We start from the raw sequence: 19,776 nt of genomic DNA, 5'->3' as shown, positions 1-19,776 counted from the left end.
CGCACCTCCCCCGTCTGACCACCTGGCAACTTCTCCCTTACTACCAGGCGGTTTATTCGATAGTCACGACCCACGCCCACCACGGCCGAACGCTTATCAGCGCCACTCCCCAGAGCCTTTAACACTACTGTTCCGTCCGTTTTATGGTGTGCGCTGGAGAAATGCCTTTGATACCATCAACTCCCGTTCGGTGGACGTTGCAATAACGCCACCGCTAAATATTTATATCGATTTCTACATATTCAATAGGGACAAAGTTTTATGCGTAAATCTATCCGTGTGGCGCTCGCGTTCGTGGGGTTGCTCGTCGGAGCTGGCTTCGCATCCGGCCAGGAAGTGATTCAGTACTTCCTCGCGTACGGGTACTGGGGCCTTGTCGGCTCGATTGTTGCTGGCATCATTATCGTCGTCGTTGGCTCGACGCTCTTCCAGTTGGGTTCTTTCTACCTCGCTGACGACCACAGCGCCGTCTTTAAGAACGTATCAAAGCCACTTGTATCGAAATTTATGGACGTCGCCACGATGTTCACCCTTTTTGCGATCGGCTTCGTCATGGTCGCCGGTGCAGGCTCGAACCTTGACCAACAGTTCGGGCTCCCAACTTGGGTGGGCGCGGCCATCATGACCGTCCTGCTTGTCCTTTCGGGGTTCCTGGACGTCGACAAGCTCACGAACGTCATTTCCATCATCACGCCATTTCTTATCGTCGCGGTGATCGTGGCGCTGATGATCACGCTGGTGCACATGCCAGACAACATCAGCCAGATCAACGAGCTCTCCATGCAGAACGCACCTGCTACAGGTGTGGGCAACAACTGGTTGCTCTCTGCAGTCAACTACGCAACGCTTTGCATCATCATGGCTGTTTCGATGATCCTCGTCATTGCGGGCTCGCAGCTCAACCCTCGCGAAGCTGGCATTGGCGGATTGCTTGGCGGGTTCATCTTTGCAACCCTACTGGTCATCCTGAATTTCATCATTTTCATGAACATGGAAGGCGTCTACGGCGCCGACTTCCCACTGCTCATGGTGTTTGACAACATGCACCCAGCGGTCGGCTTCGTCGTCTCGCTGCTGATCTACTTGATGATCTACAACACCGCGGTAGGCATGTTCTACGCCATGGCGCGGCGTCTCGCTCATGGCCGTCAGGAAAAGTTCCGACTGATCTACTTCATCGTGGTCGGCATTGGCTTCGCGCTGTCTTTCATCGGTTTCTCGGCCCTCGTTGGTTGGGTCTACCCTGTCGTTGGCTATCTCGGACTTGTGCTCTCGATCGTCATGATTATTTCCTGGTTCAAGGATCGTGGACGTATCGCGGCAGAGACCAAACGACGTGAGCGCCTCGCAGAGCTCGCAGAAACCGCGCTGGACCCAGCAGAAAGCGAACTGTCCGCGAAGGAGCGCGAAGAGGTCGAAGACCTGGTCACCGAGTCTCACGTTGGTGACACACACCTGTGGCAATCCGTCCAGGAGGAAGTCGCTGCGGATCTCCACGCTGATCCAGAGAATGAGTTCTCGCTCGACGACGCACCGGCACTCGACCCCGACTCCGAGGAGTACGACGGTGCACCTGGTGACGCCGACTCACACGACGACCCAATCGACTGGGAGGCCTACTCAGAGATGTACGAAACTGGCACGTTCCCAGCCGTCACCGACGAGGACGTCAAGAACGCATCGAAGGGCAAATAGATCCGTTTCGTTGCAGTACATGGAAGAGCCCCCGCACCGGTTCGAATCGGCGCGGGGGCTCCTTTATGCGGTGTAGCTTAGGACAGCTTCTTCGCGATCAGCTTGTTCACCTGACCAGGATCAGCCTTGCCCTGCGTTGCCTTCATCACGGCACCGACAATCGCGCCGGTTACCTTCTTGTTGCCGGCTCGGTACTTCTCAACGATGTCCGGGTTGGCAGCCAACGCGTCGTCGACAGCCTTTTCGATAGCGCCATCATCACGCACGACCTCGAGGCCACGAGCAGCGACAACCTCGTCAACATGGCCCTCGCCAGCAATCACGCCGTCGATAGCCTGGCGACCCAGCTTGGTCGTCAGCTTGCCTTCTTTCACCAACTCGACCACACGAGCAACGTCCTTTGGCGTCACTCCAACCGCGTCAAGATCCTTGCCGAGCTCGTTTGCCTTGCTCTGAATGTACGACACCCACCAAGCACGCGCCTCGTCAGGAGTCGTACCTTCCTCGACTGTATCCACAACCAGATCCAACGCGCCAGCGTTCACCAAATCGCGGAACTCCTTCTCAGGCAACTGCCACTCTTCCTGGATTCGCGCCCGGCGCACCCACGGAAGCTCCGGAAGCGTCTTGCGGATCTCCTCCACCCACTCAGGCTTCGCGATAACTGGGGGCAGGTCTGGGTCGTTGAAGTAGCGGTACTCAGAGGCCTCTTCTTTTGGACGCCCCTTCGACGTCGAGCCATCTTTCTCCTGGTAGTGGCGGGTCTCCTGCACAATCTCTTCGCCGTTGACGAGCGCCTGTGCCTGACGCATCATCTCGAAGCGGACGGCCTGCTCAACCGACTTCAAGGAGTTGATGTTCTTCGTCTCCGTACGGGTACCGAACTTCTCCTGACCAATCGGGCGTAGCGAAACGTTCGCATCACAGCGCATCGACCCCTGGTCCATGCGTGCATCAGAGACACCGAGAGCCTTCACAAGCTCGCGGAGCGCGCCAACGTACGCACGAGCGACCTCGGGAGCACGCTCCCCTGCACCGATAATCGGCTTCGTCACGATCTCAATGAGTGGAACACCAGCGCGGTTACAGTCAACCAACGAGGCCGTCGCACCCGTGATGCGCCCCGAGGCAGACCCGAGGTGCGTCAGCTTACCGGTGTCTTCTTCCATATGCGCGCGCTCAATTTCAACGCGGTACTCAGTACCGTCATCGAGCAGGACATCCAGGTAGCCGTCGTACGCGATCGGCTCGTCGTACTGCGAAATCTGGTAGTTCTTCGGCTGATCCGGGTAAAAGTAGTTCTTACGCGCGAAGCGCGAGCTTTCCGCAATCTTGCAGTTCAGCGCAAGGCCGATCTTGATTGCCCACTCAACGCCCTTTGCATTAACGACGGGCAATGCGCCAGGCAACCCAAGCGACACCGGGTCGACGTTGGTGTTTGGCGCCGCACCGAAGTGGGCTGAAGATGTCGAGAACATCTTGGTCTCGGTTGCTAACTCAACGTGTACCTCCAACCCCATAACCGGGTCGAATTTTTTCAGTACTTCGTCGTAATCCATCAGGTCGTACGCAGTCATAGTGTTCTAGTGTAGTGCTCTCCTAGTTCTCCGTGTCGCTTGGCGCGCCAATAGCACGTTTCCGCTGGTCTACGGAGCGACAGATGAACGCAAATACCGCACCGGAGAGGTTGTGCCATACAGAAAACACTGCCGCTGGAAGTGCCGCGACTGGGTTCATGTACTGTGCGGCAAGTGTGGCGGCTAGGCCGGAGTTCTGCATCCCAACCTCGACAGCCATTGTTCGAGAAGCGGTTTCCGGCTGACGCGTGACCTTTCCAGTCAGGTAGCCCAGCAGGTACCCCAGGATGTTGTGGATTGCTACACACAGCAGCACCAAGAGACCAGCCTCTGCAAGTTTCTCACGGGAGCCCTGCACGACAATCGCCACGATCATCGAGATCGCAATCACAGAGACCCACGGCAGCGCAGGCAAGATGGCGTCAACAAGCTGAGGCAGCACGAGGCGCACGACGAGACCGAGCACGATTGGAACGATGACCATCTTGACGATCGACAGCGCCATTGCTGCTGCACTCACTGGCATGTGCTGATCTGCCAGCCACAGAGTCAACAGCGGCGTCATGATTGGTGCAAGCAGCGTCGATACCGACGTCATAGTGACCGACAAGGCTACGTCACCACGGGAAAGGTAGCTAACGACGTTGGATGACGTCCCGCCTGGTGCGCACCCAACCAAGATCACACCTGCCGCGATTTCAGACGGCAGACCGAGCACCACAGTGATAGCTACTGCAATTGCAGGCATGATGACGAACTGCGCAACCACACCGATGAGTACCGGGAGCGGACGCGAAAAAACGAGACGAAAATCAACTGGACGCAAGGTAAGCCCCATGCCGAACATCACAATGCCCAGGAGCCACGTAGTCCAACCAGAAATTGGGGCGACCGCGCCAGGTGCTGCTGCACCAAGCGCGAAGCCAATCAGTACTAGCACTGGGAAGCCCAGCGTTGCGAGGTATGCAGCGCGGTCCTGGGCAGTCCCGCTAGATGGTTCTCTTTTCTCACCTACCGAAACAGTCATAGGTCAGACTATAGACACACAAAAGGAGCGCCCGCGCCAGTTTCCGCAAAAATCTTTTGCACTGGCGCGGGCGCTCCACCCAAAAATTTCTTATCCAAACATGCTTCGTGCAGTTTTATACCGGTGTTCCGGAACCGTCTTCAGGTGTGCCACCGCGGACTCGAGCGGCACGAGGTCGATATCCTCACCGTGCAGAGCTACACAGGTATCAAAGTTGTCTTCGTGTGCGGCACGGGCTGCGTGCACGCCGTAACGGGTGGCAAGCACTCGGTCATACGCCGTTGGCGTACCACCGCGCTGGATGTGCCCCAGCACCGTAGTTCGGACATCGTAACCAAGGCGGCGCTTAATCTCGTCAGCGATGATCTGCCCCATCCCGTTGAAGGTCTTGTGGCCGAACTCGTCTTCCTCACCGAGGCCTGCATCCATCGTGCCCTCTTTCGGGATAGCGCCTTCGGCGACAACGATGATGCCGTACTTCTCTCCCATCTGGAAGCGGCGCTCCATTGCCTTGCAAATATCTGCAATGTCGAATGGGTCCTCAGGGATGACCGTGTAGTGTGCACCACCTGCCATACCGGCATGGAGTGCAATCCAGCCGACGTGGCGGCCCATCACTTCGACGATCAAGATGCGGTTGTGTGATTCCGCAGTCGTATGCAGGCGGTCAATCGCGTCGGTAGCAACCGATACTGCGGTGTCAAAGCCGAACGTGTAGTCAGTTGCGGCAACGTCGTTGTCAATGGTCTTTGGAACGCCGACAACCGGAATGCCATTATCGGACAACCACTTGGCACCTTTGAGGGTACCTTCGCCGCCAATGGCGATCAGGGCGTCGATACCGGCGTCATCCATATTCGCCTTAATAGTGTCGATACCGGCTTTGAACTTGTCGGGGTGCAAACGGCCGGTCCCCAGGATGGTGCCGCCGCGCAGCAAAATCGAATCGATAAACGCATCGTCGTACAGGTCAATCCTGCGGTCTTCCATCAGCCCGACCCAGCCATCGAGGTACCCGACAACTGTCGAGCCATATTCCGCGCTGGCAGTTCGGACGATTCCGCGAATGACGGCGTTCAGCCCTGGGCAGTCGCCGCCGGAGGTAAGAGTGGCAAGTCGCATACACACAACCCTAGCGCTTTCAAGGCAAAAGGGCTTATTCCGCATGCCCAAAAATCAAATTACCCCTGGTCACAGGCATCAAATTGATGCTCCCATTCACACACAAATCCACGACATAGACGATTAAGGTGTTATCAAAATGAAAACGACCCCGCGGCAGTAACCTGCGGGGTCGTGGTGAATATGCCAGATAAGAATGCTAGCGTCCAGCCTCAAACGCCGCACCAACACGGTACAGGCGCTCATCTTCAAAAGCAGGAGCAATAATCTGCAGGCCAACAGGAAGACCAGTATCGCTTGCCGTCCCCGCAGGTACGCTCATGCCCGGGAGGCCTGCCAGGTTCAACGGCAAGGTGAAGAGGTCAAAGTTGTACATTGCCAACGGATCGTCGACTTTCTCCCCGATCTTGAACGCAGTCTGAGGAACGGCAGGGCCAGCGATGACATCCACCTTCTCAAACGCCCGACGGAAATCCTGCGCGATGAGGGTGCGCACACGCTGCGCCTGCAGGTAGTAGGCGTCGTAGTAACCAACAGACAACGCATACGTGCCGAGGATGATGCGACGCTTCACCTCCGGACCAAAGCCGTCACCACGGGACGACGCCATAACCTCTTCCGCAGAGTGCTTGCCGTCGTCACCCGTGCGCAGGCCATAGCGCATACCGTCAAAACGCGCGAGGTTCGACGAAACCTCGGACATCTGGATGATGTAGTACGCGCCCATGACGTCGTCGAAGCTCGGGCAGTCCACTTCGACGATCTCTGCGCCCTGACGTTCGAACTGTGCAAAGGCGGCGTCGATACGCTCAGTGACGCCTGGCTGGGTACCTGGGCGCGAGAACTGCTTCACGCGTCCGATCTTCACGCCAGACAGATCGCCCGAAGCGCCCTGTTCAGCGGCAGCTGCGAGCTCCTGTACCGGAGTGTCAACGCTTGTGGCGTCGAACTCGTCGTGGCCGCCAATAATCTCGTGCAGCAACGCCGTGTCGAGGACGTTGTTCGCACACGGTCCAACCTGATCCAGCGACGACGCACAAGCGATCACACCGTAGCGGGAAACACCGCCGTACGTCGGCTTCACACCGACGGTGCCTGTCAGCGATGCCGGCTGACGAATAGAGCCACCGGTATCAGTGCCAATACCAATTGGTGCCTGGCCAGAGGCAAGTGCAGCAGCGGTACCACCGCCAGATCCACCCGGAACACGCTCGAGGTCATGCGGGTTACGGGTGACCTGATAGGCGGAGTTCTCAGTGGAGGAACCCATCGCAAACTCGTCGAGGTTCGTCTTGCCCAGAATTGGGATACCGGCCTCGCGCAACTTGCGGACTACCGTAGCATCGTACGGGCTGCGGTATCCCTCAAGCATCTTCGATGCAGCGGTGGTCGGAGCATCCGTCGTCACCAGCAAATCCTTCAGCGCCAGTGGTACACCAGCCAGCTTTGAAGCCGGCGGCTTACCAGCAGCAACCTGGGCATCCACCGCGTCTGCCGCAGCAAGAGCCTCCTCGGCGCCGACATGCAGGAATGCCCCAAGCTCGTTATCAGTCTCCGCAATGCGGTCCAGGAATGCCTGGGTAACCTCGCGCGACGTCAGCTCGCCGGATTGGATCTTCTGTGCAAGCACGTGAGCTGGAAGCGACACAATGCCTTCAGATGGAAGCGTGTACTCAGTCATGCCTACTCACTTTCTCCAAGGATCTGTGGAACTACGAAGCGCTCTTCATCAACTTCAGGGGCCTGGTCAAGGGCCTGCGCCTGCGTCAACGTCTTCTTCTCGACGTCCGGCCTCATGCCAGCGTCAATCGAGTGGGGGTGGCTCATCGGCTCCACCCCATCAGTGTCGACCTGTTGCACCTTCGAAACAGCGTCAACAATGGTGTCGAGCTGCTGGGCGATCTGGTCAAGCTCATCCTCCTGCAACGCAATTCGCGCAAGGCGTGCGATGCGGGAGACCTCATCGCGTGAAATCTCAGCCAATGTGAAGTCCAATCTTTACCGTAGGTTAGCCACTAAAACGTGTTCATTCTACGTTATCCCCAGAACCCGCATCGCACTAGGCAACACCACACCATCGCCCCATCCCTTTTCGCCTCATTTTTACAATTGCATGCATATATTCATGTAATTGGCAGCATGCTGTCCGTATGCAGTGCTATAAAAGAGCCTATGTCTTACCTCGTACGAGTGACCTTGCCCGACCTACCCGGCAGTCTTGGCGAACTCGCGGAAGCCTTCGGCGTAATCGACGCAAATATTCAGTCCGTCGACATCGTCGAGACTGATCCAAGCGGTACCGTCACTGACGACATTGTCGTCAGCCTGCCCACCGGAACGATGGTCGACGCACTCATTACAGCAGCTTCAGCCATCGACGGCGTTGAAGTTGATTCGATCCGCCCGTTCACTGGGCGCGTTGACCGCAGTGGGCACATCCGGATGCTGGCGAAAATCGCCGAGCTTGCAAACAATCCGAAGCAGGCACTCGACGAGTTAACCGTGATGATCCCCCAGGCAATGACCTCTTCCTGGGCCGTGGTGCTGAAGCACACCCCCGAAGGACTCGACCGCCTGTGCGCCTCCCAGGCTGCACCAGAAGATGACCAATCCCACCCAATCATGCCGCCGCTCGAGCATGCGCGGGTGCTCGTTCCGGACAACGACACGTGGACACCAGAATCGTGGTGGCAACTCGATACCGCGCTTGCCATCACTCCCCTCGGCGCCTCCGAGTACATTCTCGTCGTCGGTCGCATCGGCGGCCCTGATTTCCTTGCATCAGAGGTAGCTCAGATCGGAGACTTGGGAACCATCATCGGTTCGATAATTTCCTAGTCTTCAACTCCTTCTGGCCCCTGTTCGAGCAGGCGCGTGAACTCTTCCTCGTTGAGAATCCTGAGGCCGAGCTCACGCGCCTTTTGCTCTTTTGAACCGGCATTTTCGCCGACGACCACAAAGTCCGTCTTCTTTGACACAGACCCCGACGCCTTACCACCACGCGACACGATCGCTTCTTTCGCGCCATCACGTGTGTATTCCTCGAGCGTGCCCGTCACCACCACGGTGATCCCCTCAAGGGTTTGCGGAGCAACATCGTCGGCATCAACTTCCATCGTCACGCCAGCAGCCGTCCACTTTTCGACGATCTCGCGGTGCCAGTCAACGCGGAACCACTCTTGGAACGATTCCGCAATGATGGCGCCTACTCCGTCTGTTTGCGCAAGGTCCTCCAGTGGGGCGTCGACAAGCGCTTCCATGTTGCCGTAACGGGAGGCGAGCGCACGAGCTGCGGTCGGACCGACGTGTCGAATCGAAAGCGCAACGAGGACTCGCCAGAAATCGGCATTTTTCGCAGTGTCGAGGTTCTCCAACAGCTTCCGGCCAGAGGCATTTACCGCACCTTTCTTCGTGGTGTAGACCTGTGACTTCTTGAGGTCTTCCTCTGTGAGATCAAACAGGTCGCCCTCGTCTTGGATCACACCAGTGTCAATCATGTCCTGCGCGCCCTTTTCGCCCAGCGCCTCAATGTCAAAGGCGCCGCGACTGGCGAGGTACTTCAGACGTTGCGCCAGCTGGGCCGGGCATGAACGCGTATTCGGGCAGCGCCAGTCCGCATCCCCTTCCTTCGCAGGCGCCAACGTTGCCCCGCAACTTGGGCACTCCGCGGGGAACACGAACTCCCGCTCCTCTCCAGTGCGAAGATCTGCGACGGGACCCAACACCTCAGGGATAATCTCGCCAGCTTTACGCACTACGACCGTGTCACCAATGAGGACGCCCTTGCGGCGGACCTCGGTCGGATTGTGCAACGTCGCCATGGCGACAGTCGTACCAGACACGAAAACCGGCTCCATTACCGCGTACGGTGTTACTCGGCCAGTTCGCCCAACGGAAACCTCAATATCGAGCAGTTTCGTCGTGACCTCCTCCGGCGGGTACTTGTACGCGATCGCCCACCGTGGCGCCCGCGACGTCGCTCCTAGTTGGCGCTGTTCCTCAACCGCATCGACTTTTACAACGAGCCCATCCATCTCGTGGATCGCGTCGTGGCGGTGCTGTTCCCAATAGCGAACGGCATCCACCACCGCATCAGCAGTTGCTGCGCGCTTTGTGTATTCAGACACTGGCAGCCCCCAGGCTGCCATCTGCTCGTAGGCTTCGTGCTGGGTCTTCGGGGCAAACCCCTCGCGCGCACCGATGCCGTGGCAAATCATCCGCAGTTTGCGCTTTTTCACATCCTCGGGATCCTTTTGACGCAAGCCTCCGGCAGCCGCGTTGCGCGGATTCGCGAACGGTTTCCCGCCCTCTTCGATGCGAGCAGCGTTGAGATCTGGGAAGTCCTCGGGCCGGATAAAAACTTCCCCTCGCACCTCGACTAGCGCCGGGGCATCGCCCTGCAGCTGGTGCGGAATATCTTCAATGACCTTTGCATTGGCCGTAATGTCCTCGCCCACGCGCCCGTCACCACGCGTAGCAGCGCGAACCAGCTCGCCGTTTTCATACACGAGGTCGATCGAAAGCCCGTCGATCTTGAGCTCTGTCAGATACGGGCCCGGCGCCTTTGCCAGCCAGTCTCGTAGCTCTGCCTCCGAGAAAACATTATCTAGGCTCATCATCCGCTCGAGGTGCTCGACATCGTCGAACGCACCGCCGGTCGGCGCACCGACCTGCATCGTCGGTGAGTCCGGAACAGCGAGCTCGGGGTGCTCTTCCTCAAGTCGCACCAAGCGCTGGAAAAGCTCATCAAACTCGGCGTCACTAATAACGGGTTGGCTGTTGTAGTACAGGTCTCGGTGGTGGCGAACTTGGCTGGCAATCTCATCCCAGAGTCGACGCACATCGACGTCATTAGCAGGCAATTCGTTCACATTTTCGTTCATAACGTGCAAGTCTAGCGTCTCTGTCCGACACGGTTAGTAAGGTAATGTGCATGGCTTTCTTCGACGCATCCCGCATGATGTCCTTCGACCTCGAGACGACTTCTGTGAACCCACGCACTGCTCGTATTGTGACGTCCTCCCTTGTCACGATCGACGGTGCTCAGGCGAACGCGCACGAGGCGCTCGCGGACCCAGGGGTTGAGATACCCGCAGAGGCTGCCGCAGTCCACGGCATCACTACGGAGTACGCGCGCGAGCACGGCCGCCCGCACGATGAGGTCTTGCAAGAAACAGTTGACATGATTAAGCGCGGTTGGGAGGACGGCCTCACTCTCATCGTTTTTAACGCACCGTATGACCTTTCTGTGCTGCGACAGCTCACCGGAGACTTCACTGTAACCGGCCCGGTTTTCGACCCTCTCGTCATCGACCGGGCGAAGGACCGCTACAGGAAGGGGAAACGCAACCTCGGCGCTCTGTGCGAGCTGTACGGAGTGAAGCTCGACAACGCTCACGATGCGACGGCTGATGCGACCGCCGCTGCGCGCCTTGCGTGGAAGCAGGTCCGCTCCACCTACCCTGAACTCGCCCAGATGAGCACGGACGAGTTGATGGAGTTTCAGGCCGTGGAGTACTACAAACTCCAAACAGAGTTGCGGGAGTTCTTCGAGTCGAAGGGGCGTGATGTCTCAAACCTCACGACGTCGTGGCCGATGATCGGGGATGCGAGTTAGCGCAGCCCTTCCGCCATTTCAGCGGCTTCACGGTAGTTCGCAGCGGCCTGTTTCAACGTATCCGCGGGTCGTGCCCACACGTCGAAGCTGCAGGCCTCAGGGTCGGTTTGGAGTTCGTCGAGCACGTTCCACACGTCCCTCGGCCGCATGGGTGCAAGCGAGAAGCGGCTGCCGCGATCGAGCAGTTGCGCAAAGCGGTCTTTTTCCGCGGTTGATTGTAGGTCCGCAAGGTCTACGGTCTGCCAAGGGACGTTGATCATCACTGGCGCGTGGAGCAGGTACTTACCAAAGCCTGCGAGGCGCTCCTCCGGTTCTGGGTACGCCGGGATGCGTTCGGCATCAGTCGCACCACGCAGCGAGCCTCGCATCACGGCGTCGAGGCTTGGCTCGTCGATTTGCAGCACTGTCGGCGCTAATCGACGCCCCACATCCTCTCGATGATCGTCAATAGCCTGTGCAAGCGCCTCGGTCACATCCCGCAGCGCACCAGTGTCCGTGATCATGCGGTGTCCATTGCGCATCTCAATTTCTGCTGCAAGTGTCCAAGGACCGACAACCTGGACTTTGATCGCATCGAGCTTGCCGGCCCACAGCGATTCCAGGACATCCAGGTCGCGATCCATCTGGTCACGCACCGCCCGGTGCTGGGTACCAACGCGCCATCCGCGCGGACCGCGGTCGATGGGAATGTCGAGCAACGCGGCTGTTCGCCCAATCAGGTCACTCCCGATCCCACGCTCTGGCAGCTGTGGAATGTGTGGCAGCGGTGATTCTGAAAGCACAACGTCCGCGGCAGTGACGAGGTCTGTGCCGGGCAACTCCCCGAGGCCGAACGCCGTCATGGTTGCACGCTCGAAGTCTCACAAATCGTGCCGGACCCCAGCACCACGTCACCGCGCCCGTCCGGGTCAGGCAAGTACAGCACGGCAGCCTGCCCTCGCGCGACTCCCTCCAGGGCCGTCTCCAACTCGAGATGCATGCTGTTGCCCTCAACGCGTGCGTGGCAGGCGACGACCCCGCCGTGCGCACGGATCTGTACATTGGCCGCGAACTCACCTTGCATCGCCGGATGCAGTACTTTCAGGCGGTCTGCGTCGATCTGCCAGACTTTGAGCGCTTCGCGCGGCCCGACAGTAACCGTGCCCGTGGTGGCGTCGACATCGGTGACGTAGCGCGGCTTTCCGTCCTGGGCTGGCACGCGAAGGTTGAGGCCGCGGCGCTGTCCGATGGTGTACTGGAACGCGCCGTCGTGCTCTTTGAGCTCGGTGCCGTCCTGATCACGCACGATTCCTGGGCGCATACCGATGGACCTACCCAAAAATGCCTGGGTGTTGCCGTCCGGGATAAAGCAAATATCGTAGGAGTCCGGCTTCTGCGCGGTAGCGAACCCGAACGCTGCCGCCTCCTCACGAATCTGAGGTTTTTCCGTATCACCGACTGGGAAGATGCACTTGTCAAGCTCATCACGCGTCAGCACTCCCAACACATAAGACTGGTCTTTCAGCGGGTCCACCGAGCGCCGCAGGTTCCCGTCTTCGTCGATAGTTGCGTAATGCCCGGTTGCAATGGCGTCGAAACCAAGTGCAATTGCGCGTTCGAGCAGGGCCGCAAACTTGATTTTCTCGTTGCATCGCAGGCATGGATTCGGGGTCTCACCATGCTCGTACGACCACACGAAATTATCAATAACCTCGGCTTTAAAGCGATCGGAAAAGTCCCACACATAAAATGGGATCCCGAGTTTGTCGCACACACGTCGAGCGTCCGCAGAATCCTCCAGCGAGCAACACCCGCGTGCCGACTCTCTGGTGGCCTGCGGGTCCTGTGAGAGCGCCAAGTGCACGCCCACAACGTCGTGGCCAGCCTGGACAAGGCGTGCTGCGGCCACCGAGCTGTCCACGCCTCCACTCATCGCCACTAAAACTCGCATGTGGCGGAAGTGTACCCGCGAGTAGAAGGAGAAGGAAAGCGCCCGGCGAATCATACCGTGGCATGACGACAGTCCTGCGCAGGTCGATTAGGTTATGGATATGCCTCCCTTTACTGCCCGCATGCCGATCCGCATGCGTGACGCAAGCATCGCTTTTGTCCTCGGCGTGTGTGCTTCACTTGGTGTCCTGAGTGCCACGAGATCTGCATGGGCGGTCGTACCTCTCCTGCTGTGGTCTATCGTCGCCCCTTTTTCCCGCTGGCGATGGCCAACTGCAACTGTGCTCACCGCATTCGTCCTATTGGGGATGCGTGCATTCAGCACGAACCTCACGGTAGCGGTGATTGTCGTTGGGGTCTTCACTGCCTACATCATCCGTCGCAATGTTCGCCCAGTTCTTCGCGACTTCGCTGCCATTGCGCTCGTTACAGGAGACCTCGTGGCACTCTCACTCGTATCGCCCGCGCCTCGGAGCATGCCCTTTGAGCAGCAGCTTCCCTACCTCGCGTGGAGCGCCACGTTGCTAGTGGCGGCTGGACTCTTCGGCGAGCTACGCAGGCGGACCGAAGAAGCCGCAACCCGCGAGCTCGAGCAGGCGCTGCGGCAGCAACGGATCGAGCTTCAACAGGCTATGTCTGAGCAACGCGCGTTCCTTGCCCGCGAGATCCACGACGTGGTTACCCATTCGCTCACTGTGATTGTTGCGCAGGCCGATGGCGGACGCTACGGCGGGGACTGCGACAAAGCCCTTCGAGTAATCGGAGAGGTCGGACGGGAATCCCTGGCGCAAATGCGCGAAGTGGTCGCGCTCCTTCGCGCGCCCGAGTCGCGGTCGGTGGAACCTTCACCAGTGTCTCTAGATTTCGAAGAGCTGGTTCGTACGAGTCGACTCGGCGGCCTGGATATCACTTACTCGCAAACGGGATCTGCACCAGAGCAGCTACCACTTGCTACGTCCCTTGCGGCCAGACGCGTGGTCCAGGAGGCTCTCACGAATGCGCTCAAACACGGCGACGGCGCTGCTTTGCTTGATGTGACGTGGGAGGAAAAACAAGTGGTAATCCGTGTGAGCAATGGATTCGATGGCACTGCAGCAAGCCTTGTCAATGGCCACGGCTTGCGTGGGATGCGGGAGCGCGCCGCTCTTATCGGGGCAACTTTGCAGGCAGGCCCCACCCCCACCAACAACGGGCGTGCAGAGTGGGTCACGCAAGTGCGAATCCCCTACGTTGAGCAAGGTCTCGCCGGAGTGATACACCCCGACACGCTGGAGCATGCATGAGCACAATTCGCTTAGGGATCGTCGACGACCAGGCACTCTTCCTCCACGGTATCCAGCTCGTCATCGACTCCCAGACAGATTTGGGCGTCGATTGGCTGGCCTCGAACGGCGCTGAGGCACTCGAGCAACAGGCATCCCACCCGGTCGATGTAGTGCTGATGGATGTGCAAATGCCCATCCTCGACGGCATTGCCGCGACAGCCGAGTACGCCAGCCGTTTCCCGCAAACCAAGGTCATTATCCTCACCACGTTCGATGACGAGGATTACGTCGTGGACGCACTGCGGGCCGGCGCCAGTGGGTTCTTGCTCAAGGACACACAACCCGAGGAACTTCTCGACGCCATCCGTACCGTCGCTGCTGGCGATGCCGTCATCTCTCCGCGCGCCACCAAACGCATCATTGCTCGGATCTCTCACAGCACGCGCCAAGCCGCACACGCCGACGAGGAGCTTTCAATTTCTGCGACTGACCGCATGGCGCTTGGCGAGCTCACTGCCCGCGAGCGCGAAGTACTCATCGCAATCGGTCGCGGCTGGTCAAACTCGGAGATCTCTGAGCGCATGTTCATTTCCATGCCAACGGTGAAGACGCATGTCGGGAGGATCTTGTCCAAGACCCAGTCGCGCGACCGCGTGCATGCGGCGCTCTTCGCCTATCGCACGGGCCTTGTCGATCGTTCCGATCTCCTCGACGGCTAAGCACCATCATCCCCCGGTATGACTTGCAAGATCGTACCAAGCTCCGACGCTTTCGGAGCCTCACTTGGCGATAGTGAACACCATGAACTCACCAATCATTACTACGAAGGGCCTGACGAAGGTCTACGGTGCGCACACAGTCGTCGACAAGCTTTCGCTTGAGGTTCCGCAGGGCGCCGTGCACGGGCTCCTGGGGCCGAACGGCTCCGGCAAATCAACCACAATGAAAATGTTGCTCGGCCTGACCACACCAACTGCCGGGGAGATCACCGTGCTGGGGCAGCCGATGACCCGCTCAACACGCGGCGAGGTACTCGCTAGCATCGGCTCACTCATCGAGTCGCCAGCGGCATACCCGCACCTCACCGGTGCGGAGAACATGAAGATTGTGACGCGTCTATTCAAAGCCGATTCTGCAAACGCGCAGCGCGCGGTACGACTTGTTCGCTTGGAAAAGCACACGGACAAACAGGTCAAGAACTATTCGCTCGGCATGAAGCAACGCCTCGGCATCGCAATCGCGCTCGTACGCGACCCTCAATTGCTCATCCTCGATGAACCAACCAACGGCCTCGACCCTGCAGGTATCGAAGAAATCCGCGAGCTTATCATCAGTCTCGCACGCGACGAAGGCCGTACTGTCCTCGTTTCAAGTCACTTGCTCTCCGAAATGGAGAAGATGGCCACCAGCTTCAGCATTATCAACCAAGGCAAGCTCATATTTCAAGGCTCGAAGCAGCAGCTTTTCGACGCCCACCTCCCCGACGTCTACGTCCAAACCCCACAGGCAGCCGTTGCCACCGAAGTTCTACGAGACTTGCAACCACGCATCGTTTCCGGGGGCGTAGAACTACCCGGACTTACCGAGGAGGCCGTTGCTACTGCATGCGCGCAGCTCGTCCATCACGGAGTCCCGATCTACCAGGTTCTGCGAAAGCACCGCAGCCTGGAAGAAATTTTTATTGGGATGACAGGACGCAAGGGGCTTAGCGCATGAGCATCGAATTCTTGAAGCTGCGTCGTACGCACATCTCGCTACTGGGCGGCGTGCTCTCCCTGGGCATCGTACTGTTCGCTTGTATGAGCTTGTTCTCAGACGGCCAAATCGACGCGTTCACCGCTGCCCCGGAGGCAGCATGGTCGGGCCAACTGATTGCGGTTGCGATGTCGCTCGCATTTCTCACCCCACTGCAATTGGCGCTCATTGCCAGTCGCGCCGTCGATAACGAGCATGCAAGTGGCGGGTGGCTGCTCAACGCGGTTGCTGGCGTCCGCAAGGGCTCGCTGCTGCAACGAAAGTTCCGAGTAGTGGCGCCTCTCATCGTCACGCTCAAGCTGATGGAGTTCACGGCGTGCATCGCGCTACCAGTATTGCTGGGTGCGCCGCTGCCTAGCGGAAGCACAGCTGGAGCCTGGGCAGTGTACGGAGTTGCAGCCGTTGTCACTAGCCTAGCGATCACCAGCGCCATGTTCGTGCTCGCAGCGGTCACTGAATCGCAAGTAGGAGTGCTGGCATTTGGCGTGGCGGGAGGCTTCCTCGGCATCACCTCGCTGCTTTCCCCTGTGTGGCTCGCTGAGATGAACCCCTTCGGCTATTTTGCAGTCCTACTCCCCTACACCTTCGCTAACGAAGGCGCAGTTCCTACGCAACCAGGTTGGGCTTCGTGGTGTGTCTACGTCGTGTTGCTCGCTACAGGGTTCGTTGCAATAACGCGAATACTCGACAGGAAAGAAATCTAATCATGGACATGATCGTTAACGAGTTTTGTAAACTTCGGCGCACTTACATCACAATCGTTGCCGTCGCCATCCCACTCGTCTCCGTCGTCTTCGGTGCTGGCAACTACGCCGCCAACTCTGAGACTTTGGAATCCGGGTGGACGAGCTATTGGTCCCAGGCGACGCTGTTTTACGGCATGCTGTTCATGGTGGCGGGTATTTCGATTCTCGCGTCCTCCACGTGGCGCGTTGAGCACCGTGGCGGCAACTGGAACACGTTGCTTACCTCGTCCAGATCGGCGGCGAGTCTGGTCACCGCAAAACTTGCTGTACTCATCGCGATGACCTCAATTATGCAGTGCGTGTTCATCGTCTTGAGCACTATCGGTGGTTGGGTCGCTGGCCTATCAGGCATGCCGCCGATGGCCCTACTCGCATCGTCCTTACTCGCTGTGGTTCCTGCGATGGCAGTGGCCGCGTGGCAAAGCTTCGCTTCAATGCTGGTCCGCAACTTTGCCATGCCAGTCGCCCTTGGCGTGGTGGCCAGCCTCGTCGCTTTTGGTGCAATTGCTGCCGGCGCCACAGTAGCGCAGTTTCTGCTTCCTCCCGTCGGCGTGGCCACGATGCTGTGGATGGGCGGTAACGCAGTCGCGGGCTCGGGTGTCCTCGAGTGGAGTGCGGTGTCCGGCGTCCTCGCAAGCACCCTGCTGCTTACTGTCACAGCGTGGCTTGCGTCCGTCGTGTACCTGCGCCATGTCGACGTGAGGGCGTAAGGTACTGTCACTGTGCATGGCAGCAAAAAGTGAATTCCATGAAATCGATACCGGCGTTGCGGAGGTTCTCCACGAACCGGACGGCTCCATGGTGCTCCTCGTCAACGGCGTGCCGAGCTCCCACATCGTCCCCGGCGACCCAGAACGGCTGGACTTCGAATACATGAGGTGGATCGCTGATTTTCTGAACGACCAACAGCTTGTCGACGTCCCCCGCTGGCCAAAACCACGCCTGACGCACCTGGGCGGGGCAGCCTGCACACTGCCCCGCTACTTCGCGTCCAAGTGGAACGGCTCGCGCAATACCGTCGTAGAAATCGACATGTCACTTGCCGAGCTCGCCCGCGAACTTTTCGATATCCCCCGTTCACCGGTCGTTAAAATACGAGTCGGTGACGCCCGCGAAGTCACCGATAGCTTCAAACCCAACACCCGGGACATCATCATTCGCGATGTCTTTTCATCAGCGATCACTCCACGAAACCTGACCACGGTGGAGTTCTTCGAGCAGGCTCGGAGATCACTGAGCCCGTCAGGAATGTATGTGGCAAACTGCGGCAGCCACGCGGATCTCAAAGAAGCGAAGGAAGAACTGGCTGGCATGCTCGAAGTGTGGCCACACGTTGCCGCAATCGCGGACCCACCAATGCTGAAAGGTCGACGCTACGGCAACATCGTCCTCATCGCCGCAAACACACCAATCGAGGCCAGCCCTTCGCTAAACCGTGAACTGCTCAAAGGCGCCGTCCCTGCACAGTTCAAGCACGAAAAATGGGCCCGTAGCCTTGCTACGAGCCCTCGCTACGATGCGCCAACCGATGCCTAGTGCGCGGCGTTATCTAGCAGGATCAGCAGGTCGCCAACCTGGTAATCACCAATCATCATGTTACGCAGGTCATCCACGGGCAGTTCGCCCTGAGAAGCCAGGCGCTGGACAAGGCCAGCGATGTTGTTTGCGTCCTTAATATCGAAGCCGAATTTCGCAGCCTCCGACGCAACCTGTGATGCACCCAGGGCACCGGCAGCCAACGCGAGGATCGCGACGACCAGCGCCGTGCTGTTTTGTTCCAGTACCTCAAGCTGATCGGAGTCCGGCACCTGGAACGTCTCAAGGACGCCACCTGCGGAACCGAGATTGCCAGCGGCGAAACCGCCGAACTGTGCACCGGTGCCGTTGAACAGGTTCATATCGACAGTCGCCGGAATACCAGCGACCCGGCCGGAGTCGCTACGCTGCCAGAACGTCAACTTGTCCCAGCCACCGACCGGACGTGGCGGCTGGTTCTGGTATGCGGCAAGCCACAGCGGGTAGCTAGTAAACGCGTTGGTGTTGTTCATCCGCTCGTACCAGAAATAACGGTAGGTATAGAGCATCGGCCGCTTGCCCGATGCACGCTCCAACTCAGTGAGGAAGATCTGCGTCCACGCCGCGAGCTGTGTTGGACCAAGCCCCTCATCGACCTCAAGGTCAAGAACTGGTGGCAGCTGCTGCGCAGGGCCAGCGTTAATGACGTTTGCGAAGTGGCGAGCCTGCGCAATAGGGTCCATCCCCGGTCGCGCATAGTGATATGCACCGACCTTCAAACCTGCATCTGCAGCAGCTTTGACATCTTCTTCGTAAAACGAGTTCTTGTACGTCGTTCCCTCAGTCGCCTTGACGAACGCAAAGTGCTGCCCACCGACCGTTCCAGCCATCTTCCAGTTGATTGGCGCACCACCAGGGCGCTGGTGATCAGCCACATCAACGCCAGAGATCAGACCAGGGATCGATTGAGCATCCGCGTGGGAGCTCAAAGATTGAGGTGCAAAAACAGTAAGCGCAAGGGCAAGCGTCGCGGCTACAAAAGCCGCGGTTGCAGAGCGAAGTCTAGGGGCTACATACATACGCGACACTCTAGCGCACACCAGTCACACTATTCACACGCGACACACGCAAACCATGGGGCGCTTCAGTACTATCTGCCTGTATGTTGGCTGGGCACCACATTCCCATCGCGGAAAGGCACGGACCTGGGGATTCCGATTGCCAGCGAGAGCAAAACCCGGAATCTGGTGCGCCGCCCCACAACCCCTCACGCCACCGAAAAATAGTTCCGATCTTCGGGGAACTATCCTGAACCCCACACCACACGAAAAGGGGCCTGTGCCACCAGGAACACTCCCGGCACCACAAGCCCCACAGCCCTGCCTACAGTCTGGCTAGAAGTGCAGCCCACCAGCCATCGCCGCAGCAACACCACCACCAATTAACAGCAACAGCACCACAATCGGAGCAACAATCGCCGCGATATTCGTCTCACCCTCCGCCTGGATACGATCCTTGCTTGCCGCAT

At 58.7% G+C, this 19,776-nt stretch carries 18 protein-coding genes; 9 read left to right on the top strand and 9 right to left on the bottom strand.

The window, feature by feature from the left end; all coding sequences use genetic code 11:
* Positions 1-261 precede the first annotated feature (261 nt).
* Positions 262-1,695, top strand: coding sequence for a hypothetical protein (locus KBX13_RS10700; protein WP_256022146.1), 1,434 nt, complete (start codon positions 262-264; stop codon positions 1,693-1,695).
* A gap of 77 nt (positions 1,696-1,772) precedes the next feature.
* Here the strand turns inward: KBX13_RS10700 and gatB are convergent, their stop codons facing one another.
* The 5 genes from gatB to gatC form a co-directional block, all read right to left on the bottom strand.
* The gene (gene gatB / locus KBX13_RS10695; protein WP_252931504.1) at positions 1,773-3,272 is read right to left on the bottom strand and encodes an Asp-tRNA(Asn)/Glu-tRNA(Gln) amidotransferase subunit GatB; all 1,500 of its coding nucleotides are present in this window, start codon (positions 3,270-3,272) and stop codon (positions 1,773-1,775) included.
* Positions 3,273-3,294: 22 nt separating this feature from the next.
* Positions 3,295-4,299 (bottom strand): bile acid:sodium symporter family protein, encoded by a 1,005-nt coding sequence (locus KBX13_RS10690; RefSeq protein ID WP_256022144.1) that lies wholly within the window; start codon positions 4,297-4,299, stop codon positions 3,295-3,297.
* A gap of 90 nt (positions 4,300-4,389) precedes the next feature.
* Positions 4,390-5,421 (bottom strand): 6-phosphofructokinase, encoded by a 1,032-nt coding sequence (locus tag KBX13_RS10685; protein WP_256022142.1) that lies wholly within the window; start codon positions 5,419-5,421, stop codon positions 4,390-4,392.
* A 199-nt stretch (positions 5,422-5,620) separates the two neighbouring features.
* Entirely contained in the window at positions 5,621-7,102 is a 1,482-nt protein-coding gene (gene gatA / locus KBX13_RS10680) for an Asp-tRNA(Asn)/Glu-tRNA(Gln) amidotransferase subunit GatA (RefSeq protein ID WP_252931502.1), read from the bottom strand.
* A gap of 2 nt (positions 7,103-7,104) precedes the next feature.
* Positions 7,105-7,404, bottom strand: coding sequence for an Asp-tRNA(Asn)/Glu-tRNA(Gln) amidotransferase subunit GatC (gene gatC / locus KBX13_RS10675; protein WP_070362590.1), 300 nt, complete (start codon positions 7,402-7,404; stop codon positions 7,105-7,107).
* Between the two features lie 189 nt (positions 7,405-7,593).
* On the opposite strand from gatC, the gene KBX13_RS10670 reads away from it, so the two are divergent.
* Entirely contained in the window at positions 7,594-8,259 is a 666-nt protein-coding gene (locus KBX13_RS10670; protein ID WP_252931501.1) for an amino acid-binding ACT domain protein, read from the top strand.
* On the opposite strand, the gene ligA is transcribed toward KBX13_RS10670, so the two are convergent.
* A complete protein-coding gene (gene ligA, locus KBX13_RS10665) occupies positions 8,256-10,304 on the bottom strand; it encodes an NAD-dependent DNA ligase LigA (RefSeq protein ID WP_256022140.1) in 2,049 nt (682 codons plus the stop codon). The two genes, KBX13_RS10670 and ligA, sit on opposite strands and share 4 nt — an antisense overlap.
* A gap of 50 nt (positions 10,305-10,354) precedes the next feature.
* On the opposite strand from ligA, the gene KBX13_RS10660 reads away from it, so the two are divergent.
* A complete protein-coding gene (locus tag KBX13_RS10660) occupies positions 10,355-11,038 on the top strand; it encodes a 3'-5' exonuclease (protein ID WP_256022137.1) in 684 nt (227 codons plus the stop codon).
* Here KBX13_RS10660 and KBX13_RS10655 read toward each other — a convergent pair.
* Both KBX13_RS10655 and mnmA read right to left on the bottom strand, forming a co-directional pair.
* Entirely contained in the window at positions 11,035-11,880 is an 846-nt protein-coding gene (locus KBX13_RS10655; protein WP_256022135.1) for a methionine synthase, read from the bottom strand. The genes KBX13_RS10660 and KBX13_RS10655 overlap by 4 nt on opposite strands.
* Complete coding sequence (mnmA, locus tag KBX13_RS10650) at positions 11,877-12,968, bottom strand: tRNA 2-thiouridine(34) synthase MnmA (RefSeq protein ID WP_256022133.1); 1,092 nt, start codon at positions 12,966-12,968, stop codon at positions 11,877-11,879. Before mnmA ends, KBX13_RS10655 begins: the two co-directional genes overlap by 4 nt.
* A gap of 94 nt (positions 12,969-13,062) precedes the next feature.
* On the opposite strand from mnmA, the gene KBX13_RS10645 reads away from it, so the two are divergent.
* The 6 genes from KBX13_RS10645 to KBX13_RS10620 all read left to right on the top strand — a co-directional run bounded on the left by KBX13_RS10645 (position 13,063) and on the right by KBX13_RS10620 (position 18,269).
* On the top strand, positions 13,063-14,250 hold the full coding sequence (locus tag KBX13_RS10645; protein WP_256022132.1) for a sensor histidine kinase: 1,188 nt from the start codon (positions 13,063-13,065) through the stop codon (positions 14,248-14,250).
* The gene (locus tag KBX13_RS10640; RefSeq protein ID WP_070362596.1) at positions 14,247-14,951 is read left to right on the top strand and encodes a response regulator transcription factor; all 705 of its coding nucleotides are present in this window, start codon (positions 14,247-14,249) and stop codon (positions 14,949-14,951) included. The genes KBX13_RS10645 and KBX13_RS10640 overlap by 4 nt, the downstream gene beginning before the upstream one ends.
* An 82-nt stretch (positions 14,952-15,033) precedes the next feature.
* On the top strand, positions 15,034-15,948 hold the full coding sequence (locus KBX13_RS10635) for an ABC transporter ATP-binding protein (RefSeq protein WP_256022130.1): 915 nt from the start codon (positions 15,034-15,036) through the stop codon (positions 15,946-15,948).
* Positions 15,945-16,691 (top strand): ABC transporter permease, encoded by a 747-nt coding sequence (locus KBX13_RS10630; RefSeq protein ID WP_256022129.1) that lies wholly within the window; start codon positions 15,945-15,947, stop codon positions 16,689-16,691. Before KBX13_RS10635 ends, KBX13_RS10630 begins: the two co-directional genes overlap by 4 nt.
* A 2-nt stretch (positions 16,692-16,693) precedes the next feature.
* Entirely contained in the window at positions 16,694-17,443 is a 750-nt protein-coding gene (locus tag KBX13_RS10625; protein WP_256022126.1) for an ABC transporter permease, read from the top strand.
* Positions 17,444-17,459: 16 nt separating this feature from the next.
* Positions 17,460-18,269: a spermidine synthase gene (locus KBX13_RS10620; RefSeq protein ID WP_256022125.1), complete on the top strand. Its 810-nt coding sequence runs from the start codon at positions 17,460-17,462 to the stop codon at positions 18,267-18,269.
* Here KBX13_RS10620 and KBX13_RS10615 read toward each other — a convergent pair.
* Positions 18,266-19,327: a glycoside hydrolase family 25 protein gene (locus KBX13_RS10615; protein ID WP_070479191.1), complete on the bottom strand. Its 1,062-nt coding sequence runs from the start codon at positions 19,325-19,327 to the stop codon at positions 18,266-18,268. The two genes, KBX13_RS10620 and KBX13_RS10615, sit on opposite strands and share 4 nt — an antisense overlap.
* Between the last annotated feature and the right edge of the window lie 449 nt (positions 19,328-19,776).

The sequence above is a fragment of the Corynebacterium sp. CCUG 51687 genome (assembly GCF_024453995.1).
GTDB lineage: Bacteria > Actinomycetota > Actinomycetes > Mycobacteriales > Mycobacteriaceae > Corynebacterium > Corynebacterium pseudogenitalium.
This window is presented reverse-complemented; position numbering and strand designations above follow the sequence as displayed.